We start from the raw sequence: 21,733 nt of genomic DNA on the forward strand, positions 1-21,733 counted from the left end.
GTGACCGAAGCTGATAAGGCTCTGTTTGCCCCTATCCAGATCCAGCCCCACCATCCCGGTTTTCGCTTACAGTCATTCCGCGCCATTTCTGCCGCAAGGCCTGCCGATAGCCTTTAGCCACTGCCAAGGACTGATCATTCTCGAACTCCGCCAACAGCTTACCAGTCTCGTCGCGGTTCAGCGCCTGAATGTGTCCAATCGAGACAATCGCTGACCGGCTCACCCTCATGAACCCAAACTCTTCGAGCAAGTCGAGCATTTCGTAGAGCCGGCGCCGCAAAAGCCAGGACCGGTTGGCAGTATGCAAGCGGACATAATAATCCTCCGCTTCAATATAGAGAATCTCCGCACTGGAAAGCTGTAGCGTCCTGGTCCCGTCACGGACCTCGATCGAGGGCATGGGCAGCGCCGCAAGGGGACGTTGGCTGAGCTGAGCAAGCCCATAAATGCCCCCCAGCACCAACAGAACCTCCAGCAGGTCCGAGCGGATACCCGCTTTGAAGATAGTCGCGAATGCGTGACCTGACGGGACGATCGCAAGGAGACAGGATGTTCTCCAGACCCCGATCGCAACAAGGAATGCGAGTAATGGCACAACGAGCGACGACAAAAGCCGCTTCCGCGTGACCGGGTAGCGCTTTATGGCCAGGCGCACGCCCAGATACACCGGCACGTAGACCAACCATTTTGTCAGAGCAATCAAAGCGGACTGAACGGCCGTGATATCCTGACCGTTTATCCGCCCGACCTGCATTAGGTAGATTGCTTGGAACAGCGCCAGGCCCAGAACGCCGAACATGAACAGCGCGCCGGGGAATCGCCGGAGCCAGGCATTCAGCTGGCTGGTGGCCAGGGAGAATACGTGCCCCGTCATCTCCCTGCTCTTTCGCTGCATAATCCGTCCATTTCACTGCAAACGCCTTGAGAGCCAGCGCCCTGCCCTCAGAAAGGGCGCCCGCACATCGCTGCGTTCCCGCTTACAATAACATGGGTAATGTCTGTCATGTTCAGTCGCCTTTTGCTGGTACCAATTCTCGCATGCTTGTCCACCATTACCGCACATGCCGAGCGATCGGAGTTCCGCTCAGAAACCGTTGATCGCTATATCGGCGAACAGATCCGCACCGGAACTGTCCCGGGCGCCGCCATCGCCATCGTCCACCGGGGTGAGCTCGTTCATGCAGCTGGATATGGCCAGACCGAACCGGGCGGCGAGCCGGTCACCCCGGAGCACACTTTCCGCTCAGCCTCGACCTTGAAAATGATGGTCGGCATGGCGCTGGTCCGGCTGCACGATGAAGGGCGCCTCGATCTACATGCCCCGATATCGCGATACTTGCACGGCCTCGACCCGGCGATCGGAGCGCTCACGACCCATGAGCTGCTCAATCACACCAGCGGGTTGCTTGACACCAGTGTCGAGCACTCCACGCCGCGCACAATGCCATTGCTGGATTATGCGAGAAGCTTGGACAGCAGGTTTATCTACGTCTCGCCCGGGGCGAGCTTCTCCTACTCAAATCCCGGATACGCGGTGGCCGGTGCAGTGCTGGAGGCGGCGACGGGCCTGTCATTTGAACAGGCCATGCGGGAGCTTTTGCTGGCTCCTTTGCACATGGATTCCTCAACATTCTCACTGACCGAAGCACAACGAACCGGCCTGGCCGTCGGCCATCGCCTTACCGATAGCGGCATGCAAGCCGTTGCGCCATCCGAGACCGGACTTGCCGCCATGCCATCCGGCACGATGTTCTCGACCGTCCTCGATTACGCGAATTTTCTCACCGCATTCATTGATAATGGTCAATTCCAAGGCCGTGCGGTGTGGCGGCCATCGGCCGCGGAAATCATGCAGTCGCCACAGATTCCGCCGGCTGAACTGGTCACATCCTATTCCTATTCATACGGTCTCATGAACGGGCAGTTTTTCGGACAAACCGCGCTTTTCCATACCGGCGGCATGCCCGGATACGCTTCGAATGTTCTGATCCTGCCCGAGCTTGACCTCGGGGTTGTCCTCTTCACCAATGGCGAGGAGCTTGATCGCCGCGAAGTGCTTCGCCGGATTGTCGCCGAATTCACCGACCTGCCGGAGCAGACACAAAACCCGGCTCCAAGCGGGCTTGCTCCACTGAGCCCGGCCGCGGCTGCCGAGCTGTTTGGGATATACGAGCAGCGCGACGATCTGCCGACCATTCGCATCTTCCAGGCCGGCGAGGAGGTCCTTCTGCGCAATCGCGGCGTGGACTATGTGCTGCATCACGAGGGGGACGAGTTCTACATCGGCGTGGCCGAGAACGGGCGCTGGTTCCGCTTCCGCATCGCGGTGACCCCCGACGGAAAGTACCGCTTCGTTCAATGGTGGATCCGCTCATTCGCGCGTCGCATCTGACCATCCGCCCCGCGGCACCAAACAAAACGAGAAACAACCCGAAAGGCGCGAGATTCAATGCCCTTCTCACCGCAACCCATTCATGCCCTCACCACACTTGCAATTGTGTCCGGAGTGGCCTCAGCGGCCTGCACACCCGGCGCACACGCGCTACAAACGCCCGATTGTCCACATCCTGTTGCACACTACGAGGTCACCTATGTGGGCGAGGACATTTTCGCGGTCACATTGGAGCAGACCCAGGCGTCGTCGCGCTGGGATCTCGCACATTTTCCAACCCCGGACCGGCCGCAGGCCCAATCCGCATCGGTGCGCGCCCTGCGCGCCTATACTTCGGAGGGTGAGGACCTCGCAATCGAGTATATTGGCGACGGTGCATGGAGCACTCCGGACGGTCAGGCGTCACGCCTGACCTACCAGCTGGTGGCAGATCATGGCGAGGTTGACTGGAACATCTCAGCGCCCGGCAAGGATGAAGTCGCCGACATCATCGATGGCACCTATGTCTTCGCCGGTCACGCCTTCTTCCTGATCGACTGGGAACTGCCGCGATGTGATGTAACCGTCTCCTTCGACCTGCCGTCAGGATGGCAGGTCGTTTCGCCCTGGGACGACCGCGGCGATCACCATTGGGTGCGCGAAACATGGGCATTGGGGCAGAACATGTTCGGCATGGGCCCCGCCACCCCCTACTCCACTTCTTCAGGCGGACTGGACCTGACCTGGCTGGTCGATCCCCGACTGGCGCCCATCATGCCCACAATCGAGAGCATACTGGGCGATCTCCCCGCGGCTTACACAGAATTCTGGGGCGAGGCGGCCGGAGAGGCGTACACGATTTTCTTCATGGCGGATTACACATCGGATGGCGGTGTGTTCTACGACAGTTTCGCGATGCGGATCGCCCTGCCTCTGCGCAGCGCCGATCAGATCAACTGGTCTCACACGCTCGGGCACGAGGTCATGCACTTGTGGAATCCCATCGGGCGTACCAGCGGCCGGAATGTTCCCGAGCTGGAATGGGTCATTGAAGGCTTCACCGACTATCTGACCCTGAAGCTGATGGCACAGGCCGGTTATTGGGACACTGACCTCTTGGAACAGCGCATCGCGAATATTTTTCGCGGCTATTACATAGCGGGTCTGGTCGAGACCCCGGAGAGTATTGCCCAGGCGGGCTATGCCAAGGGTGACAACTGGTACTCGGTCTATTCGGCAGGATCATTGATCGCGATGTTCCTCGACGCGGAGCTGTCACAGGATGATCCGGAGCGTTTCGCTGACGTCATGCGCCAACTGGCAGCTGACCGCGGCGACGGTTACAGCTTCGAGACCTTTATGGCGCGCTTCGATACGCTGACCGATGGCCGCGCCTCCGAAATCTACACCTGGATTGAATCACGCCCGTCAAACGCCGAGTATATTGAGCGTATGAGCGATGCCGGGATGGATATCTCGTTTTTTGTCGACGAGGTCTATGTTCGCTTCCCGGCCTGCGACGACCAGCGTTGCCCGCCGGACTTCCTGGCCCCTCCCCCTGATCTCTGAGGCCAACCGGGTATAACCTCGCTCGCCAGGGTCAAGCGCCTTCGCGCCTGCTGCTTTTGTCTTGCAGAGCAACGCGCAGAACTGGTGAATGTTCCTGCATTCCGAGTGTTCCTGTTTTTCTCGCGGACCCTCTGCCCGGGCGGGCAGAGGGTGTGACAAACGGCGGGGCCCTAACGCCCTTCCCCTCACATCCCCGCCGCGCGCGCCCGGCGCCAATAGATCAGCGCCAGCACGGTCACGACGATCGGGATCATCAAGCCGTATTCGTCGGACCACATCGCGGTCTGGTCATTCGCCTCGGTCATCGGTGAGAAGATTTTCTGGATGTAGATATTGTGGGCGCCGTGAAACATCACCGCCGGCCACAGGGAGCGGGCGCGGAAGGTGTAATAGGTCATGATCACCGACATGGAGACCAGCATCACGGTGAAGCAGGCCAGCTGGAACACGGTATCGCCGCCGCCATAGGCGATGATGATGGGATAGTGCCAGACCGCCCAGACCAGACCGCTGACCAGGCAGGTCGCCTCGAACGACATCAGTTTGCGCAATTCGAAGACGAAAAAGCCGCGCCAGCCGATCTCCTCCCCGGCAATCGTGCCCAGCGATTTGACGAATTGCACCACCGCCATGAGGACGACCATCAGCGCGATCACCATCCAGCCGTCAGCGTCTGGCAGGCCCAGCTCACCACGCCACTCGGCCAGGGTTTCCGGGTTTCCCATCCCGCCCAGGCCCAGCTGCCAGATCAGCGCGTAGGCCACACCGACATAAAAAACCGGGATCAGATAACCCGCCCAATTGGCACCGTGACGGCCCCAGGCCCACGGCAGGGAGGAGATTTTGCGGCCACGCAGCATCAGCGTCACAAAGGCGGACAGGGTCGGCATCACCATCAGCGTCCCGACATAGAGCGAGGTCGGGACCAGCCCGACAATCAGGTAATGCCCGGCGGCACTGCTCGCGGTGAGCACCCCCAGGAACACGATCAGCGTCGTGATGGTGGCGTGTTTGTCGTTTTGCTGCGCTTGCATCGCCTTCCTCCTCGTATCGACAAGGCTCCGGATTGACCGGAGCGACGGATATCCATATTATTGCACAATTGATTGTACAACTGATTGTGGATTTAGCAAGCCATGCGCGACAGCAACATCATGGATACCCATCCGCTGAGCGGAGCCTTCCTTTCAAACAAGCTGTTACGGCTGGTCGAAACCATCGCTGACCAGGGCGAGGTCCTGCTGGCCTCGGCCCAGATCGCCATCCCGCCGCGCGCCATATCCACCGTGCTGATGATCGGCGAGGTCGAGAATGTGACAGCCGCCGACATCGCCAACGGCCTCGACCAACCCCACCAGCTCGCCACCCAGCGCGTCGACCTCCTGATCAAGCTCGGCCTGATCTCCAAACACCCCCACCCCACCGACAGCCGCCGCAAAGTGCTCGAGCTGACGCCGGAGGGACAGGCGCAATTCACGCTGATGATGAAGATGCTGGCCCAAATCCGCGACGCAATGGACGCGCTTTACGAGGAGCTGGGCGTGGATCTGGCAAGCGTCGCGGTGAAGGCGGTGAAGGCGCTCAAGGCGCGACCGCTGGTGGAGCGGGTTGAGGGGTAAGGGGCGCGCTGGGAAGGGTGTTGGGTGTGTTTTCTCATCTCAAAAAAACGACCCCTGATTGCAATTTCGACCAATAAAGATAATCTCGCTTACTCGGCTTTTTATGGCCGCCGAGGGGAGTGAATTTGGGGGCGACGTGATTAGTTTTCCGACCGTTGAAGCCATCTCGGTGGGCGGCTATGGGCTCTACCCGGGTACAGAGGCAGCCACAGGCCTTTCGCTCGACCTACAGCCTGGCGCTAATCTGATCTTGGGTGTGAACGGCCTAGGAAAAAGCACCCTTCTTCTTATGCTGAGGCATATGATCACGGGCCCATTCGCGGTACGTGAACCGGGGAAGCTCGGCGAGGCGCGAAAAGCTCTCATTGCATCCAATAAATCTGTCTTTTCGGCTCGTACCGCTGACCGAGCGAAATCAGCCACCGCCACTGCCAGATTACGGATTGGCGATAGCGTTCTAGAAGTCGAGCGGCGGCTTTCTGACCTGCGCCTCATAAGTTGCCGCGACCTAGAGACATGCGAAGAATTCGACGACGAACAAACCTACCAAATCTACCTGTGCCAAAAGTCGAACTTCGCCGACTTTGCCGACATCGTCCGAGTGATCGACTACCTTTGCTTTTTTCTTGAGTCTCGGAAGACTCTGGTTTGGAACCTCCGAGCGCAATATGAAATCCTCAGAGCAATCCTATTGGATGGCAAAACAAACCGGAAACTCAAGGAGCTCGAGGCATCAATAATCTCGAGCGACAGCTCTGAACGGAATATTCGCAGCGTACTAAAAACTATTCGCGACAAGCACGTTAAAACCGTGTCGCAATTCGACAACGCAGACGTAGTTAGGAGCGAAATAGCCGAGCTCAAAATTGAAAAGGAGAAGACCGAGGCTGAGCTGGAGAGTATCGATGCTGATTACGAAAAGGCTGAATCAGCGCACCGATCCGCTCAGACTCAATTGGAAACGTCGGATACAGAATTAGATGCGTCGGAAACCGCGTTCGAGGCGGCAAAGTACGAGGTTATGCGGCACGCATTCGCCGGGCTGCCAGCTTCCGAAGCCTACGTGTTTTTGAAGCTGGCAACTTCACAACACTGTTCAGCCTGCGGAAATGACGCGAAATCCAGCGCGGTCGAATTGAATGCTCGCATCATCGAGGGCAGGTGCCCAGTGTGTGGCGAAGAGCATAACCGAGATCCGGAAATCCGCGACATTTCGGAAGCTTCGCATGCTGATCTCTTAGACAAGTACAGCCAACTTGAACAGGCTCGAGAGCTCCGAGGCAGCTTTGAATCAGCTTTGGAGATCACAGGAGACAGGGTTCGTTCTATTTCTCGGACCAGGTCCGAACTACAACTTAAAACCCGCAAAATTATCGATAAAATACATGAACTTGAACGCGAATTGCCGCCCGAAGAACAAAGCGCGTTGCGCGAGCAAAAAGAGCGCATCGAGCTGCTAGAGACTAGCCGTCGCGATTTTATTGCCAAGCGTGAACAAGCCGAAGCGGAGTTCAGAGAGACGTTCGATTTATTCAAGCAAAGAACGCTAGAGGTTCGCAAAACCATTGAAGACCGCTTCGCCTACTGGGCATCGATATACTTCGTTGAAGAAGTGCGCCTCGCCTATACGCCACGCGAAGAGGCCCTTGGGCAAGGATCAGGGGTTAGTAGGTTTCATTTTCCAGCATTCGAAATTGAAATGGTTGGAACAGCATCCACCGGGGATTTCATCCGCCGAGAAGACTCCGAGGTCTCGTTATCGCAACGTGATTATTTGGACCTTGCCTTCCGAATGGCATTGCTAGAGGCCGCGCAAATCTCAACCGCCAATCTAGTAGTAGACTCGCCCGAAGGGGCTGTAGACGCAGTCTTCGCCGGCAGAGCAGGCAACCTCTTCAGTGCCTTTGCAAATAACGCCTACGGCCGGGATTCTAATTTTCGACCGACGCTTATCGCCGCGTGCAATGTCGTAGATGGAGACTTCGTTCCCAATCTGTTCCACGGCCTTTCTAAAGCAGCCCGATACTCTCGCCTTCTAGACCTAACTCAGATCGCCGCCCCTACGCAGGCGCTTACTTCTCTCCGCGAGGAATATGAGGGCAAAATCCGCGAAGCAATGAGCTCAGCGACTGATGGGTCGACATGACTTCCACCAAACCCAGTCCAACTCAACAAAGCAGTCGCTCTCCACTACTTGCACGCGCTCAACTCATGCAGATTTTGAGAGCATGTGAAGACGCGGGATTGTACCCGACGCCAGTCGAGACAATCCACGCCGTAGCGTTCCTCGCTAGCTTTTTAAGCCCTCTTTGGGGCGTCACCCCGCTAGCTAGTCACGTCCTAAAATCTGACGACGGCCCCTACTACCCCTCGCTACAGCGTCAGCTCGATCACCTGGTCGGGCAAAGATTGGTCGACGTAGATGAAATTCGGTATCGAGAGCTTGAACTGGGCGGAGCCAGGATAGCCGCCGAATTCTCATTGAACTCGAAGAACGCACCAGCTGTCCTCAAGCTTATTGATCGAATTCCGGGAGAGCTTGAAGTAGCTCGCTTGTTCTTCGAGATCGCAGTGAACTTACAAGACGTGGAAGCCCAGCAGAGCGATGACGTCGCACGAATGGACGCCTCTTACTCAGACCCGGAGATTGCACGCAACAGAATAGTAGCATTCAACAGAGCTGCAATTAAGTCCAACAAAACGGTTGAGAGCGCTCGAAAGTTTGAATGGTGGGATGAGTCCTACCGGTTAGATCCTCCAGCTCAGCTGGAAATGTATATGCAGCTGCTTAAGGCTCGCGCGCATGGCTGAGTTTACTGAGGGCGTTCCCAGCGACGACGAGGTCCAAACTATTTTGGCTGAGCGGAAGCGTCCACCAACGTCGGCCGGCACCTCTCCAATGACGAGATTTATGAGGGCCGCCGCCAAGTTAGTTCATGACCGGCATGCTAGCGGCAATACAAAAGGGCACTCGGTAATAATTCTTTCCAGTACCCCGACTGAAACTCTCATGGAATTCGACGGGGCAGCCAATGCGATACAAACCGCAACGTTTAAGTCGGGATCCAGCGAGATGGATGATCATATTTGGATCGTAAATCCGAGTTTGCTGCGAGCTACGGGCTGCGCCATGGGAACACCTTTCTCGGAGATGATCGGGCGCATTGAAGCATCAAACCTTGGCGGGTTACCTACTATCATTGTGGAGTGGACATCCGCACGCCCATTCATGGGCGCATACCCGACGGGTATGAGAAATCCGGATGACTCCGTTGAAGTGAAGTTCGCCGACGAACCAATTACCTCTGACGAGGTCCAAGAGACATTGAATCAACTGCATTCGCGGGCCCTTGAAACCCCCTTCCTTCTGAACCAGGGAAACCAAGAAAGCCCATGGAATGACGCAGGAAAGGCCATTCCCAAGTCTCAAGCGGAGATTCTTGTACACTGGCGGGTGCACGACTGCTTAGCGCAAAAATTTGCTCACGACAGGTTCGATGTTCGTTCAGAAGCCGATACAGCCAAAGGTCGATTGGACTTGCAGCTTTGCCGATGGTTCGACGGAGGACCAGGATTCAATGAGGCATTAACGTGTGACGGCGTACTAGAGCTCAAAGTACTCCGATCGAAGACGTCCGGAGGCAACCCGGTTAGCGACAATGACAATGAAAAGAACGTTGCTAAAGGACTGATCCAAGCCCATCAGTACCGCAGCGAGAAAAAAGCGGACTGGGTGGCGCTTTGTTGCTACGACATGCGAGCGACGCAAGTGGCAAACCCTAATTGTTTAGACAAGTTTGCGACCCAAGCCGCAGCGGATGAAACAGCGATTTGGTATTGGCCGCTTCGGCAGAACGCCGAAGCGGCACGCGACCAAGCGTACGCTATAGCCCAGAACGCTGGAGCTTGATCAACGTCTCAGGAAGTTCAGCACGTCCACCTTGTTGAGGCGAAGCTCGCATTGCTCGGACTTTCTCGGTACCCAATACTTCGAAAGAAAGTTGAGGGGCTATCTCACACAACACACGAGCCACCGGAACATGAACTCCAGCATACTGACTGTCGCCGACGGTCATGTAAACTCGCCCGTTTTCTGCAAGTGCGCTGTGTAATCGCAAAAGTACAGATTCCATATCGGCGAAATAGGACCCGACCATTTGTGGGATACCTTTGTTCCAGAGCTTCGACTGCACTTCATTCAATTCAATCAAACAACCCTCTAGCGCCTTCGAGAATGCCTGAGGATTAGCGGTCGGTCGTTTAAGTTGAACATGGCTTCGCAACGTCCCCATTCGCAAATTACGATTGTCGTCTGAGCTCTTTAGATAACCACCCACCCAGAGCTCTACATTGTAAACATCTGTATAATCAAATGAATTAGGATACGGCGGAGAGAAAACCGACAGGTCAATTGGTTCTTCCGCAGGGATCTTCGCTTCAAGACAACTACCTCGCGTCAATGAGTAGCGGGTCTCGGCTCGATCAGCGAATGTATAGATGTCTTCAATTGCTATATTGACTGCCTTGACGAAACATCTATCCACTTGCTCGGCGCTTATATCGAGCGCTTGCCAGTTTCTACGATATCGGCGTCCCTTTCCGCTTACGACCACGTTGCTCACGTCGACGGCTATCGACGAAAGAAGTACACGAAAGAGACGTCGCACTCGCAGAGAAGATATGGACTCGATCGCGTTTCGGAACGCGACGAGCCTAGCGGCGACCCCGACGGAAAAAATAAACTTCCCATTAGTACCGGGCTCAACGAATGATGCCGGCGCACCTTCAAAACAGGCACTCTCTGAGCCGCCGCGGCTGTCGGCGCTTAACGACTCGAGCACCTGCGCCAATCCGGTAATGATTTCACCTTCTTCGTAGGTCGCAAGTTTGGCTTCGATCAGATCTGAGAGATATGGGTTAACTTCGACTGAATACGGCTTGATGCCCCAGAACTGACAGGTTAGCGCCGTCGTTCCAGACCCGCCGAACGGATCGAAACAAGATTGGATCGGACATCCCCAATCTGATTCCGTCTCTTGGATCGCGTCGACAACCAGCTCCGGCGAAAAAGCCTCTTTGAACCGGCGCCATCGTTGAAACGGAAGCTCAGCCACTCCCACGCTGGCAGACTTTACATCTGCCGAGAGTGCCCCCATCCAATCCCGAAAACTGGATCCCGCAGTGGTGGATTTTGGAGCAATCTTGGCGTGGCGCATTCGTAATCCGTATATGAAGAAATTCGACCCGGAGACGTTATTCCCCACGCTTCAATCAAACGTTAACAATTAAGCTTCGGCAAGCTACCCCCCCCATTGAAACACCATTGCGAAACGGAATCGAACTGAATAGCGAGCGAAGGTTTATTGGAACCTCAGCTGGACCTGGAGATGCAACGACCGGGCTCGATCAAGGTAGCCCCTCAACCCATTGAAATGCATGGTGGGCCCGGAGGGACTCGAACCCCCAACCAAGCGGTTATGAGCCGCCGGCTCTAACCAATTGAGCTACAGGCCCGCTCGCATGGAAGAAGGCACAGGACTAGCCTCCTTTGGCGCCAAGGCCAAGGCGGGCGCGCAGGGGGAAATGCGACGGCTTGGCGGCCTGGCTGTTCATGTCCGGTGCAGGCCGGCCGTGCGACCTGTGGGCGCATCGGGCCGGTTTGCGCATGACGCAGGCGGGTCTGGTGTCTAGTGTGAGCCGATAACCGGCTTAAGCCTTGGAGAAGATGGATGATCCGCACGCTGCTGGCCTCGTCGGCCCTGGCCCTGATGGCCCTGCCCGCCTGTTCCGCCCAGACATTCACGGCGTCCCCGCCAGTGCCGCAGCTCTCGCTGTCGGCCCAGTCGCAGGCCGAGATCGCGCCGGAATTTGCCACCGTACGCTCGGGCACTGTCAGCCGCGGTGAAACGGCGGCCGAGGCGGTCGCCGCCAATGCGGCGCTGATGCAGCGCGTCTTTACCGCCCTGCGCCGCGCCGGGGTGGCGAGCGAAGATATGCAGACGGCGCAGCTCTCGGTCAGCCCGGTCTATTCCGACCGCCGCGTGCCCGGCACCTATATCAATGAGATCGTCGGCTATGAGGCGCGCAACACCGTGATCGCCCGCATCAATGAGATCGATGCGGTTGGCGAGGTGATCGATGCCATGGTCTCGGCCGGCGCCAATAATATCCAGGGCGTCAGCTTCGGTGCCGATAATACCGATGAAGCGATGGATGCGGCCCGCCGTGACGCGGTGGCGCAATTGCTCGAGCGGGCCGAGCTTTATGCCGACGCCGCCGGGTTCGAGCTGTGCGGTATCCTGCGCATGAGCGAGGGCTTTTCCCAGCCGCGCCCGGTCGCCATGCCGGAAATGGCCATGGCCCGCATGGCCAGTGCCGATACACCGATTGCGGCCGGTCAGCTGACGCTGACGGCCTCGGTCAGCGCCGATTTCTGTATTCGCCAGGATTAGACCGGATCGCCGGGGCTGGTTCAGCCCGCCTCGGAGGCGGCGACGACGGCGTTCTTCTCGTCGAGCAGGATGACGGTCGGTTCCCACACCTTGGCCTCGGCCTCATCCATGCCGGCATAGGCCACGACGATGATGCGGTCACCCGGCTGGGCCAGGCGGGCCGCGGCGCCGTTAATGCCGAAGGTGCGGCTGCCGCGCGGCGCCTCGATGGCATAGGTGGTGAAACGCTCGCCATTATTGATGTTGAGCACATCGACCTGTTCATTCGGCAGGATGCCGGCGGCCTCGAGCAGATCGGTGTCGATCGAGATCGAACCCTCATAATGCAGGTCCGCCTGGGTCACGACGGCCCGGTGCAGCTTTGCTTTCATCATGGTGAGACGCATCGCGCTCAACTCCTGCCAACGCACTTGGTGCGCTGCACATACGGGCTCGCGTTTGAAATTTCAATGATGCGGCGCCGCGATCCCTGCGCCGGCGGGTGATGCTGCCGGCCGGCGGGCCGTCTGAACCGGTTCTGAGCTCGCCTCTCATCCTGCATTCATGCGGGCAGGGCAATCATGGGTTATCATGGGGTCAGGGAGGCGTTCATGCGACATCAGCTCAATCTCACCACCATTATCGCGCTCGGCGTGATCGCGACCGGACCGGCGACGGTAGACGCCCAGGACCGCGCCGATCGCACACAGGACCTGCGCAGTATGCGCGCGGTCAACGCGCAGATTTCCAACCGGGTCAGCACGCTGGCAACGCTGCAACCGGCCCGGACGGCAACACCGGACAATCCGCGCATCATGCCGATCGACTGGGATCAGGTGCGTGCCGATGTGCGGGCCCAGAACGCCCGCGATGCCAATTTCACCGCCACGGCCCGCCTGGTGCAACGCTTCCCGCAACCGCAAAATGATCAAGCCATACAGGCCAATTCGACCCGCCTGCCGGTGCTGATGCCGTCCCGGACCAGCCTCGGCCTGGCCGAGGAGCCGGTGGTGCTGCTCTTCCCGCAGGAGGACTTTTTCACCATCTCGATCACCGGGCCGGACATTCTGATCGAGGTCTTCGGCACCCGCCTCGCCCACGCCCGCGCCCCCGACCCCGTCACCCTGCGGCGATTGCGGACAAGCGATGGCGACGGGCTGCGCATCACCCGCACAGAATATGGCGCCGAGGCCAACTTCAGCCGCTATGGCGCCGCTTATTCGGTGACGGTGGAGTGCGACAATCCGGAAACCGATCCACGCTGTACGCAAGCAGATTATGTCCGCGGCCTCGCCCTCAATCTGGGTATCGTCGCCGGCTCGCCGGATGAGGGAGAATAATCATGGCTCCCAATACCGAACGCACCCTCGCCGCCATTGTCGCCGCTCTGGGGATCGCCGCCATGGTGTTCTGGCCGCTGGAAGAGGACCTCCCGGCGCCGGCCGATCCGCCCCCGGTGGAAGCCCCTGAGCCAGAGCCAGAGCCAGAGCCCGAACCCGAGCCGGAGCCGGAGCCAGAACCTGCGCCAGAACCTGCGCCAGAACCAGAGCCAGAACCCGAACCGGTCATTCCCACCGATGCCGCCGGCGATGCGTTCAGCTACCTGCCCGCAGGGGATCTGACACCGGGATCGGGAACCGGCCAGACCATCCAGCCCAATTACGCCCCGGGCATGCGCTTCCCCATGGAGATGGGCCAGGCCTACGCCAACAGCCAGGTCTATGGCCATGGCGGCTATCACGGCCCGGGGGGTGGCCAGTGCAATGCCAGCAATTATGCCTATGCCTGGCGCGATAATTTCTGCGAGACGCGGGGCTATTCCACACCCATGTGCCCGGCCGGGGTCGGCCATCAGGGCCAGGACATCCGCCCGGCGACCTGCCAGGACGCTATTCACTGGGCCGTCGCCAGCGAGGACGGGACCATCACCTCAATCGGGTCGTATTCGGTGCGCCTGACCACCGATAGCGGTGTGCGCTATACCTATCTGCACCTGGAGGCCTCGAGCCTGACGGTGGCGCCCGGCGACCGGGTCGTGCGCGGCCAGCGGCTGGGCTATGTCTCTAACGAGTTTGGCGGCAGTGCCACCACCATCCATCTGCATTTCGAGATCAAGATGGCGATCGATACCGGAGCCGGGATCGAGAACACCAATGTGCCGCCCTATATGGCGCTGGTCGACAGCTATGAGCGCTTGCTCGACGGGCGCGACAGCTAGGCTATTTGGCGTCGAGCGGGTCGAGTACCGGCCCGCGCGCCATCGAGGTGGCAAAGAACATGCGCATCATGCCCGGCACTTCGTCGCTGACGGTCCGGGCCAGATGAACACGAATCTCCTCCGGCACGGCACTGGCCGGAACCAGCGGATCAAGCGCGCGCACCTGGGCATCGAAATCGGCATCATCGCGGGCCGTATCGCCGGAGAGTTCTCCCACCCGTTCCATGACACAGGCGGAACAGACCGGTGAACTGCCGGCATCGCGCAGATTGGCCAGCGACAGCCCCTCCACGACCTCGGCCTTTTGCCGTGCAACGCCGTTGAAAATGGCAAACATCAGCGTGCCGTGCGACGGGTCCCAGCCAATCGAGAAAAACTGGTGACCGAGGAGCAGGGACCAGCCTTCAAAACGTTCGCCCTCAACACCGGTATACCAGCCCATCAGACCATCGGGACGCCGGCGCACCATGGTGATATCGCGCAGATAGCAGCCCGGCACATCGCTTGACGGGCGGGTCGTGCGCCAGAAGCCCTCATAAGCCTCGGCCCGCATCTCTGCGCCGCGCAGGCCTTCCTGGAAGATCGCCGGCGGTATCAGCCCGGCCGGGCCGGCGGAAAACTGCGCCGGCTCCTCCGCTTCCACGCCCAGCCCGCGGGAAAAAGCGGGAAGGTCCTTCTCCCAGGCGAGCATGGTGAAACCGTCTACACGACTGGCGACAAACCGGGTCAGCTTGGCCAGATTGTGCTCGGATGGCGTGACCGTCCCGGCGACCCAGCGACCCACCAGAGATTTGTCGACATTGAGCGCCGCTGCGAGCCCGGTCCGGCTCAATACCAGGGTCTTCAGGACGAGCCCGAGCTTATCTGAGAAACTGTCCATTTTCATGACGCAACCATGTCACGGGCCACCCTCCAGTGCAACTCGCGTGCAACTCCATGCAACTCGGTGCGCGCCATTGTTGTGACATACACCTTCTCGCACCGGCGAATATTCTAAAAAATAACCTCTACTTGCCGCGCTTCGTGAGGGACCGCGCGGTCCGTCATGAAGAGAGGATGGAATGAAACTGACGACGACATTTTTGACCTATGCCGGTCTTGCGGCATTGCTCATCGCCTTGCCGGCGGTGGCCGCTGACAGCGGCGTGTCAGACGGCTCACAGTCCACACGCGCACCCCAACAGGACATCTCCAACGGCGAGAGCGATGAAGCAGCAGCCCTGCTTTTACCGGCCGTGCAGAGCGTCCGCGAAGCCGCGCGCCGCACCTCGGGTAGCGCTCTCGCAGACGAAGATGAACCCAAAGGCGAAGTCTCACCCATGGATGCGCTGCTGGTGATCAATCACGCCGCCGAGACCGGAGCCGACGGAACCGACACGGACAGCGATGGCATCGCGCTCAATGCGCCCGACGTGATCGGCCTGCAGGAGGCCGAAAACGAGGCCGCGGAAACGCCGCAGCGCGCCAGTCGCGTTCGCCGGGGCATGCAGGAGCTGAAAAACTGACAACCAAATTCCGGGCCGGGGGGACAGGAGTGCGCCCAACACTTCGCTAACGCACACCGGACCGGAGGGTATGGGAGCCCCAAATCTCATACCTGAGCGAAGCAGGCTGCCGCCCAAGCAGCCTGCTTCTTGCTTTTTGGGCGGTCCTGCGTGCTGGCGCCTAGACGCTGAGGTGCATCACGATCTCGCGGCGGTGCGGCCGCTCGCGATGCTCGAACAGATAAATCCCCTGCCAAGTCCCCAGCGCCAACCGCCCCTCCATTACCGGGATGCCAATCGAGGTCTGGGTCAGCGCCGCCTTGATATGCGCCGGCATGTCGTCCGGCCCCTCCGTGGTATGCCGGAGCCAGGACATGGACGGGTGGTCGGCGGACGGAACCAGGCGCTGGAAAAAAGCATTCAGATCGCGCTGCACATCCGGGTCAGCATTCTCCTGGATCACCAGCGAGCAGGAGGTATGACGCACGAAGACGGTCAACAGGCCTTCGTGAGAGCCGGCCTGGCGGACGAAACTCTCCGCTTCGGCGGTGAAATCATAGAGGCCGGGGCCCGTGGTTTGAAGTTGATGGCGATGAAGGCTCATGAACTCCGCTCCGGGACCTCATACCAGCCGCCCTTGCGCACATAGGCGAGCAGCGGAAAGCCGATCAGTAGGTAGATATAGAGCACCGGGAACATCCATATGGGCACATAGGCCATGGTCTCCGGCGACAACGGGTAGAGCCCCACCAAAACCGGTATGACCAGCGCGAAATAGACCGCGATCGGCCAGCAACCGATCAATCGCGCGATGGGAAAGCAGAGCAGGCGGATGAGGCTGAACACGGGCGGCTATTCCTCGAACGCGGCGCAGGGCGCTTCGGGCTCGCGATAGCAGCCGTTTTCCATATAGGTCTTCAGCCGGTTGTCGATGAAATGGACCCAGACATTGCGCACCACGCCGGCCAGTTCCGCATCGATCTCGCCATGCATGGACAGATCTACGGTAAAGGTCGTACCGCCGCTCTCGGCCTCGGTCAGCGTCCAGCTCGAGACCAGATCATAGGAGCGGCCGGACAGGCCCAGAGGTCCATGCAGGCGCAGGCTTTGCGGTGCCTGGACATAGATCACCGTGGCATGGACGGCGCCGTCATCCGCGCCGTCTTCGATAACTTCATAGAACATCCCGCCAGCCACTGGCTCGATGTAAAGCTCGGCCGGCTCGAGGGCGAAAGAATGGTCCCACCAGGGTGAGATATCGCCGGTCGCCGCGTCCCAGACATCCTGCCGAGCCGCATCAATCTCAACCACGATCTGGGTTCGGAAACCCTGGACCTCAAACGCATTGAGCGCGGCGGGGGCACTGGTCTCGTCGCTCGCCTGTGCTTCTGGGACCAGCGCTTCGGGAGCCGATGTTTCGGTCGCCGGTTTACAGCTGACGATCAGGGCCAGGCTCGCACCGGCCAGAAGAAATTTGAGCATGATCGACTCCCCCCTGATCCGCACTTTAGGCATGCCCGGCACCTAGAACCATCCCGCCTCGCGCAGAGCCGGTGCAAAAGAGCGGCTAACCGGCGCCGTGACCGCCCCGGACAGGCTCAGCTCCGCCTTGCCATTGCCCCGTCTGACGCCCTCCACGGCGTCGCGCGCCACCCACCATGAGCGGTGTGTCTGCGCCCCGTCCAACGCCGCCACAGCCGGGAGGGCATCGCTCATACGCATGCGGATCAGAGTCTCCCCGGCGCTGGTATAAACGCGCAGGTAATGGTCCTCCGCCGCGATGGCGTGGAGTGCCGCGCGCTGATGTTTCAGCGGCAGGCGGTCCAGCAAGGCCGCGCCAGCCATGGCGGCGTCCGGTTCTGCGCGGTGTCCAGACGGCTCCGGTACCCGGTTGCGGGTCTGGAAAAACGCATAAACCCCGGTAACCACGCTGACCAGAATAGTGACCTGCAGCACGACATTGGCGTAACCGCCTGGACTGACCGGATATCCGCGCAGGTGATGATAGATCAGCGTTGCCGCGATAACGCTGAGGCTCGCACAGATCGCGACGCCGACATAAACTGCCAGCGGCGGCCAGCGGGGCGCCAGGCGCGGAATGACGACCTCGGCGGCCATCCCCGCTCCCCAGCCCGCCCCCATCATGCAGAGCCAGTAGAGCCACACACCCGGCCAGCCGAGAACGGCAGTGCGGTAGGGCGCCAGGAAGGCAAATAACGAGCCCAGAACAAGCGTGGCCAGAACGGCTTTGAGGATGGAGCGGGTGATCGGCGGTACAGTCATGGTGTCGGTTCACGATACGCGAGTTGCAGGCACAGGCAATCGGCGACTTTTTCGGCCACCCTCACGCCATTTCGCTTGTCTGATTTCTGCCCCAGGGCCTGTTTGCTGGCCAGACCGTCCTTCATGTTTTCCAGGAGACAGATTTGCGTATTTCCAGTTCCGTAGCCCCCGACCGGGCAGGGCTGCTGCCATGATCATCCAGTCCAGCGACGCCCGCTTCCCCGAACGGTCCGATCAAGCCCTGATGATTACCGGTCTGCTGCTCTACATCATCGGTCAGACGCTACTCAATCTCGGTCCGGACTTCGTCGCCCGCCAGCAGCCCATCGACTTCGCTCATTGGTCCCTCCTGATCGGCTCTGTGCTGTTCCTGCCCTTCATCGGCCGCTTGCCCAAGCGCAACATCCACCTGCTCACCATCCCGCTGTTTCCGGCCGGGGTGGCCGCGATCATCGGTATGTGTGTGCTCGACTTCATCTTCTGGAGCCTGCCACCGGGCGAGCTTTACCGCGATGTGGTCAATCACTTGCGCAGCACCCCCTCGATCTGGGGCGTTTTCATCGTCTACGGCCCGAACTACATCTTCGGCACCGCCCTGACCCTGCCGAGCCTGTCCTACTGGAAGGTGTCGCGCCTCGGCGTGATGCTGGTGGTCGGCGGATCACTGCTGATGGCCTTCACCGGACGCGACTGGATCGTCCAGGGCTATATTCTGGTGACGGCCGGGTATTTTCTGTGCTTTGGGATGTTGCGGCGGAGGTGAGGTTAGTCGCGGATGCTCGCTTCGCGTCCATGGCGGATGCGAATAACCCGGACCGTGTCGTCATCAACCCGGTAGAATACGAGATGAGCGCGAAACTGGTGGCATCGCAGTGGCGGATTGAATTCTGAAAGCAGGCGGTTCGCAAAAGGGAATTCAACCAGCCGCTCGATTGCTTCGGTAAGTCCAAGGAGATAACGATCAGCGCGTTTCGCGCCAAATTTCAGGTATCCATCGGCATAAACCTGGCCGAGGTCGCGGTCCGCCTGGAAGGAAACTTCAAGTCTCACTTCTCCGGATCATAGCGTTTGCGAATGCTCTCATAGAGAGCTTGCGGGGTGGTCTCGAAATAACCGCTTGCCTCGCCTTCATGGACCAATCCCTGCAAAGCCTCGACCTTCTCCTGCCGCTCGACATCGCGCCGGATCAGGTCACGCACATAGTCAGAGGAATTGGCATACAGCCCGCGGTCCGCCTGGGCCTCGACCCAGTCCTTCAGCGCTTGCGGCAAAGAGATATTCATGGTGGCCATGGCGCACTCCTTTGGCGGAAAGGATGCGGCATATGGCAAGGTTTGTCAAAACAACTAACATGCCGCAATGAAAAAGCCGGGCTGAACCAGCCCGGCTTGTGTCTGTCTCGTCTGGATCCCGGAACTTGTCCGGGATGATCCACCGCTGGCGGCGGATCAATTATCCAGGAAGCTGCGGAGCTTGCGCGAACGGCTCGGGTGTTTGAGCTTGCGCAGGGCTTTAGCCTCGATCTGGCGGATACGCTCGCGGGTCACAGAGAATTGCTGGCCAACTTCTTCCAGCGTGTGATCGGTATTCATGCCGATGCCGAAACGCATGCGCAGCACGCGCTCCTCACGCGGGGTGAGCGAGGCCAGCACGCGGGTCGTGGTTTCGCGCAGGTTGGACTGGATCGCGGCGTCGATTGGCAGGACCGCATTCTTGTCCTCGATGAAATCGCCGAGATGGCTGTCTTCCTCGTCGCCGATCGGCGTTTCCAGGGAGATCGGCTCCTTGGCGATCTTCATCACCTTGCGCACTTTTTCGAGCGGCATGGCGAGCTTTTCGGCCAGTTCTTCCGGCGTCGGCTCGCGGCCGATCTCGTGCAGCATCTGGCGCGAGGTACGGACAATCTTGTTGATCGTCTCGATCATGTGCACCGGGATACGGATGGTGCGGGCCTGGTCGGCGATCGAGCGGGTGATCGCCTGGCGGATCCACCAGGTGGCATAGGTGGAGAACTTGTAGCCGCGGCGGTATTCGAATTTATCGACGGCCTTCATCAGGCCGATATTGCCTTCCTGGATAAGATCCAGGAATTGCAGGCCGCGATTGGTGTATTTCTTGGCTATGGAGATGACGAGACGCAGGTTCGCCTCGACCATTTCCTTCTTCGCCACGCGCGCCTCGCGCTCGCCCTTCTGGACGGTGCGGACGATGCGGCGCAAATCCTCGATCGGCACGCCGGCACGCTGGGTCAGATCGGCCAGATCGTCACGAATCTTGCCCGCATCTTCACGTTCACGGTCCACGAACCGGGCCCAGGCCTTGGACGTATCGGCCATGGAACTCGGCCATTCCGGATTTAGTTCGTTTCCGAAATAACTATCCATGAACTGCGCGCGCGGCACGCCGTGCGCGTCGGCCATACGCAGCAGCTTGCCTTCCAGCGTCATGCGTTCCTTGTTGATCGCATAGAGCTGTTCGACCAGCGCCTCGATACGGGCATTGTTCAGGTGCATCGTGTTCAGATTGGTCACGATGGCGTTCTGAAGGTTCTCGTACTTCTCGCGGCTCTGCTTGGTGAGGTCCTTGCCCTCGATACGGGCTGCGACGAGCTTGTCCTGGAGCTTGCGGAAGGCCGCGAAATCGCTCGCGATCAGGTCGAGCGTCTCCATGACTCCGTCGCGCAGTTCGGCTTCCATGGCGGACAGGGAGAGCGACGCGCCGTCATCATCATCGTCGTCGTCATCATCCTCGCCGGAGCCCTCGGTCTCCTCGCCGTCCTCGTCGTCGTCGTCGGACTTGGTCTTTTCGTCCTCGTCCGGCTCGCCGGACGGACCGGCCTGTTCGGGCGTCGGCGTTTCGCCTTCGCCGGTGTCCTCTCCGTCCTCGTCCTCATCATCGCCAGCCGCTTCGGCCTGTTGGCCGCCATAGGTGGCGTCGAGGTCGATAATGTCGCGCAGCAGAACCTGGCCTTCCTGGAGCTCGTCGCGCCAGACCATGATGGCCTCGAAAGTCAGCGGGCTCTCGCAGAGGCCGCGGATCATCGCATTGCGGCCGGCCTCGATGCGCTTGGCGATCGCGATTTCGCCTTCGCGTGACAAAAGCTCGACCGAGCCCATCTCGCGCAGATACATGCGGACCGGGTCGTCGGTACGATCGGCAGAGGACGGCGTATTCTGACCGACCACGGCAGTCTTGCTCGCGCCGGCCACGGCGCGACTTTCGCTTTCCTCCGATTCCTCGGAATCGTCGCTCGAGTCGGCGGCCTTGGCATTATCGCCGTTTTCGTCATCGGCATCAGGGTCGTTGTCGACCACATTGATACCCATTTCCGAAAGCTGGGCGAGCACGTCCTCGATCTGCTCGGAGGAGAACTCCTCGCTCGGGAGAACCGCATTCAGCTCGTCATGAGTCACATAACCGCGCTTCTTGGCGGTCTTGATCATGTTCTTCACCGACTGGTCCGTCAGGTCCAGCAGCGGGCCGTCCTGCGCTTCCGTCGATTCGTTGGCTTCAGCCGGTTTGCTCATGTATTCGTCCCTGTCGCGCTGTCAGCTGCGCACAATGGTAAAACTCTGTCAGGATGACTCAGACCGTGATGTCTCTCGGCGGTAGGCCTCCACCAACCGTCGCACGCTGTCAGAATCGTCCCTGCCAATTTCTTCCGCCAACCGCGCGCGGATCTCGTCGCGCCGGTCCTGTGCCTCACTCCGTTCCATATAGGCCGCCGCAAGCCGCATCCAAGCCTCGCCCCGAGCCAT

Annotated in this window: 23 protein-coding genes and 1 tRNA gene; 11 read left to right on the forward strand and 13 right to left on the reverse strand. The window is 59.6% G+C overall.

The window, feature by feature from the left end; translation table 11 throughout:
• Positions 1-31: 31 nt before the first annotated feature.
• On the reverse strand, positions 32-874 hold the full coding sequence (locus Q1V57_RS10345) for a LytTR family DNA-binding domain-containing protein (RefSeq protein WP_300530289.1): 843 nt from the start codon (positions 872-874) through the stop codon (positions 32-34).
• Between the two features lie 129 nt (positions 875-1,003).
• On the opposite strand from Q1V57_RS10345, the gene Q1V57_RS10350 reads away from it, so the two are divergent.
• Both Q1V57_RS10350 and Q1V57_RS10355 read left to right on the forward strand, forming a co-directional pair.
• A complete protein-coding gene (locus tag Q1V57_RS10350; RefSeq protein ID WP_300530291.1) occupies positions 1,004-2,392 on the forward strand; it encodes a serine hydrolase domain-containing protein in 1,389 nt (462 codons plus the stop codon).
• A gap of 201 nt (positions 2,393-2,593) precedes the next feature.
• The gene (locus tag Q1V57_RS10355) at positions 2,594-3,940 is read left to right on the forward strand and encodes a hypothetical protein (RefSeq protein ID WP_300530293.1); all 1,347 of its coding nucleotides are present in this window, start codon (positions 2,594-2,596) and stop codon (positions 3,938-3,940) included.
• 185 nt (positions 3,941-4,125) lie between these two features.
• Here the strand turns inward: Q1V57_RS10355 and Q1V57_RS10360 are convergent, their stop codons facing one another.
• A complete protein-coding gene (locus Q1V57_RS10360; RefSeq protein ID WP_300530295.1) occupies positions 4,126-4,974 on the reverse strand; it encodes a type II CAAX endopeptidase family protein in 849 nt (282 codons plus the stop codon).
• A 102-nt stretch (positions 4,975-5,076) separates the two neighbouring features.
• On the opposite strand from Q1V57_RS10360, the gene Q1V57_RS10365 reads away from it, so the two are divergent.
• The 4 genes from Q1V57_RS10365 (at position 5,077) to Q1V57_RS10380 (ending at position 9,469) form a co-directional block, all read left to right on the forward strand.
• Entirely contained in the window at positions 5,077-5,559 is a 483-nt protein-coding gene (locus Q1V57_RS10365) for a MarR family winged helix-turn-helix transcriptional regulator (protein WP_300530297.1), read from the forward strand.
• A gap of 136 nt (positions 5,560-5,695) precedes the next feature.
• On the forward strand, positions 5,696-7,705 hold the full coding sequence (locus Q1V57_RS10370; RefSeq protein ID WP_300530298.1) for an AAA family ATPase: 2,010 nt from the start codon (positions 5,696-5,698) through the stop codon (positions 7,703-7,705).
• Entirely contained in the window at positions 7,702-8,370 is a 669-nt protein-coding gene (locus Q1V57_RS10375; RefSeq protein ID WP_300530300.1) for a hypothetical protein, read from the forward strand. The genes Q1V57_RS10370 and Q1V57_RS10375 overlap by 4 nt, the downstream gene beginning before the upstream one ends.
• Complete coding sequence (locus tag Q1V57_RS10380; protein ID WP_300530302.1) at positions 8,363-9,469, forward strand: hypothetical protein; 1,107 nt, start codon at positions 8,363-8,365, stop codon at positions 9,467-9,469. Before Q1V57_RS10375 ends, Q1V57_RS10380 begins: the two co-directional genes overlap by 8 nt.
• On the opposite strand, the gene Q1V57_RS10385 is transcribed toward Q1V57_RS10380, so the two are convergent.
• Together Q1V57_RS10385 and Q1V57_RS10390 are read right to left on the reverse strand one after the other, a co-directional pair.
• Positions 9,444-10,775 carry a hypothetical protein gene (locus tag Q1V57_RS10385; protein WP_300530304.1) on the reverse strand — a complete coding sequence of 444 codons (1,332 nt, stop codon included), beginning with the start codon at positions 10,773-10,775 and terminating at the stop codon, positions 9,444-9,446. The genes Q1V57_RS10380 and Q1V57_RS10385 overlap by 26 nt on opposite strands.
• 221 nt (positions 10,776-10,996) lie before the next feature.
• Positions 10,997-11,073: transfer RNA gene (locus tag Q1V57_RS10390), tRNA-Ile, on the reverse strand.
• 215 nt (positions 11,074-11,288) lie between these two features.
• Here Q1V57_RS10390 and Q1V57_RS10395 point away from each other — a divergent pair.
• On the forward strand, positions 11,289-12,011 hold the full coding sequence (locus tag Q1V57_RS10395) for an SIMPL domain-containing protein (protein ID WP_300530306.1): 723 nt from the start codon (positions 11,289-11,291) through the stop codon (positions 12,009-12,011).
• Between the two features lie 20 nt (positions 12,012-12,031).
• Here the strand turns inward: Q1V57_RS10395 and panD are convergent, their stop codons facing one another.
• The gene (panD, locus tag Q1V57_RS10400; protein WP_300530308.1) at positions 12,032-12,397 is read right to left on the reverse strand and encodes an aspartate 1-decarboxylase; all 366 of its coding nucleotides are present in this window, start codon (positions 12,395-12,397) and stop codon (positions 12,032-12,034) included.
• A gap of 204 nt (positions 12,398-12,601) precedes the next feature.
• On the opposite strand from panD, the gene Q1V57_RS10405 reads away from it, so the two are divergent.
• Together Q1V57_RS10405 and Q1V57_RS10410 are read left to right on the forward strand one after the other, a co-directional pair.
• On the forward strand, positions 12,602-13,330 hold the full coding sequence (locus Q1V57_RS10405) for a hypothetical protein (protein ID WP_300530310.1): 729 nt from the start codon (positions 12,602-12,604) through the stop codon (positions 13,328-13,330).
• 2 nt (positions 13,331-13,332) lie between these two features.
• Positions 13,333-14,208, forward strand: a complete 876-nt coding sequence (locus tag Q1V57_RS10410; RefSeq protein WP_300530312.1) for a M23 family metallopeptidase — start codon at positions 13,333-13,335, stop codon at positions 14,206-14,208.
• Between the two features lies 1 nt (position 14,209).
• Here Q1V57_RS10410 and Q1V57_RS10415 read toward each other — a convergent pair whose 3' ends face one another.
• Positions 14,210-15,088, reverse strand: a complete 879-nt coding sequence (locus Q1V57_RS10415; protein ID WP_300530314.1) for a helix-turn-helix transcriptional regulator — start codon at positions 15,086-15,088, stop codon at positions 14,210-14,212.
• Positions 15,089-15,269: 181 nt separating this feature from the next.
• On the opposite strand from Q1V57_RS10415, the gene Q1V57_RS10420 reads away from it, so the two are divergent.
• Positions 15,270-15,713, forward strand: coding sequence for a hypothetical protein (locus Q1V57_RS10420; protein ID WP_300530316.1), 444 nt, complete (start codon positions 15,270-15,272; stop codon positions 15,711-15,713).
• A 160-nt stretch (positions 15,714-15,873) separates the two neighbouring features.
• Here the strand turns inward: Q1V57_RS10420 and Q1V57_RS10425 are convergent, their stop codons facing one another.
• From Q1V57_RS10425 to Q1V57_RS10440, 4 genes are read right to left on the reverse strand one after another with little or no spacing between them, the layout of a single operon-like run.
• Positions 15,874-16,296, reverse strand: coding sequence for a secondary thiamine-phosphate synthase enzyme YjbQ (locus Q1V57_RS10425; RefSeq protein ID WP_300530317.1), 423 nt, complete (start codon positions 16,294-16,296; stop codon positions 15,874-15,876).
• Positions 16,293-16,538 (reverse strand): hypothetical protein, encoded by a 246-nt coding sequence (locus tag Q1V57_RS10430; protein WP_300530318.1) that lies wholly within the window; start codon positions 16,536-16,538, stop codon positions 16,293-16,295. Before Q1V57_RS10430 ends, Q1V57_RS10425 begins: the two co-directional genes overlap by 4 nt.
• A gap of 6 nt (positions 16,539-16,544) precedes the next feature.
• Positions 16,545-17,174, reverse strand: coding sequence for an SRPBCC domain-containing protein (locus Q1V57_RS10435; RefSeq protein ID WP_300530320.1), 630 nt, complete (start codon positions 17,172-17,174; stop codon positions 16,545-16,547).
• Between the two features lie 42 nt (positions 17,175-17,216).
• Positions 17,217-17,975 (reverse strand): LytTR family DNA-binding domain-containing protein, encoded by a 759-nt coding sequence (locus Q1V57_RS10440; protein WP_300530321.1) that lies wholly within the window; start codon positions 17,973-17,975, stop codon positions 17,217-17,219.
• Between the two features lie 190 nt (positions 17,976-18,165).
• Between Q1V57_RS10440 and Q1V57_RS10445 the strand changes: the two genes are divergently transcribed.
• Positions 18,166-18,738 carry a hypothetical protein gene (locus Q1V57_RS10445; protein WP_300530323.1) on the forward strand — a complete coding sequence of 191 codons (573 nt, stop codon included), beginning with the start codon at positions 18,166-18,168 and terminating at the stop codon, positions 18,736-18,738.
• 2 nt (positions 18,739-18,740) lie between these two features.
• On the opposite strand, the gene Q1V57_RS10450 is transcribed toward Q1V57_RS10445, so the two are convergent.
• From Q1V57_RS10450 to rpoD, 3 genes are all read right to left on the reverse strand, one after another.
• A complete protein-coding gene (locus Q1V57_RS10450; protein ID WP_300530324.1) occupies positions 18,741-19,025 on the reverse strand; it encodes a type II toxin-antitoxin system RelE/ParE family toxin in 285 nt (94 codons plus the stop codon).
• Complete coding sequence (locus tag Q1V57_RS10455) at positions 19,022-19,267, reverse strand: type II toxin-antitoxin system ParD family antitoxin (RefSeq protein ID WP_300530325.1); 246 nt, start codon at positions 19,265-19,267, stop codon at positions 19,022-19,024. The genes Q1V57_RS10450 and Q1V57_RS10455 overlap by 4 nt, the downstream gene beginning before the upstream one ends.
• A gap of 156 nt (positions 19,268-19,423) precedes the next feature.
• Complete coding sequence (gene rpoD, locus Q1V57_RS10460) at positions 19,424-21,502, reverse strand: RNA polymerase sigma factor RpoD (RefSeq protein WP_300530327.1); 2,079 nt, start codon at positions 21,500-21,502, stop codon at positions 19,424-19,426.
• Positions 21,503-21,733: the final 231 nt, after the last annotated feature.

The sequence above is a fragment of the Maricaulis sp. genome (assembly GCF_030149425.1).
In the GTDB taxonomy this organism is placed as follows: domain Bacteria; phylum Pseudomonadota; class Alphaproteobacteria; order Caulobacterales; family Maricaulaceae; genus Maricaulis.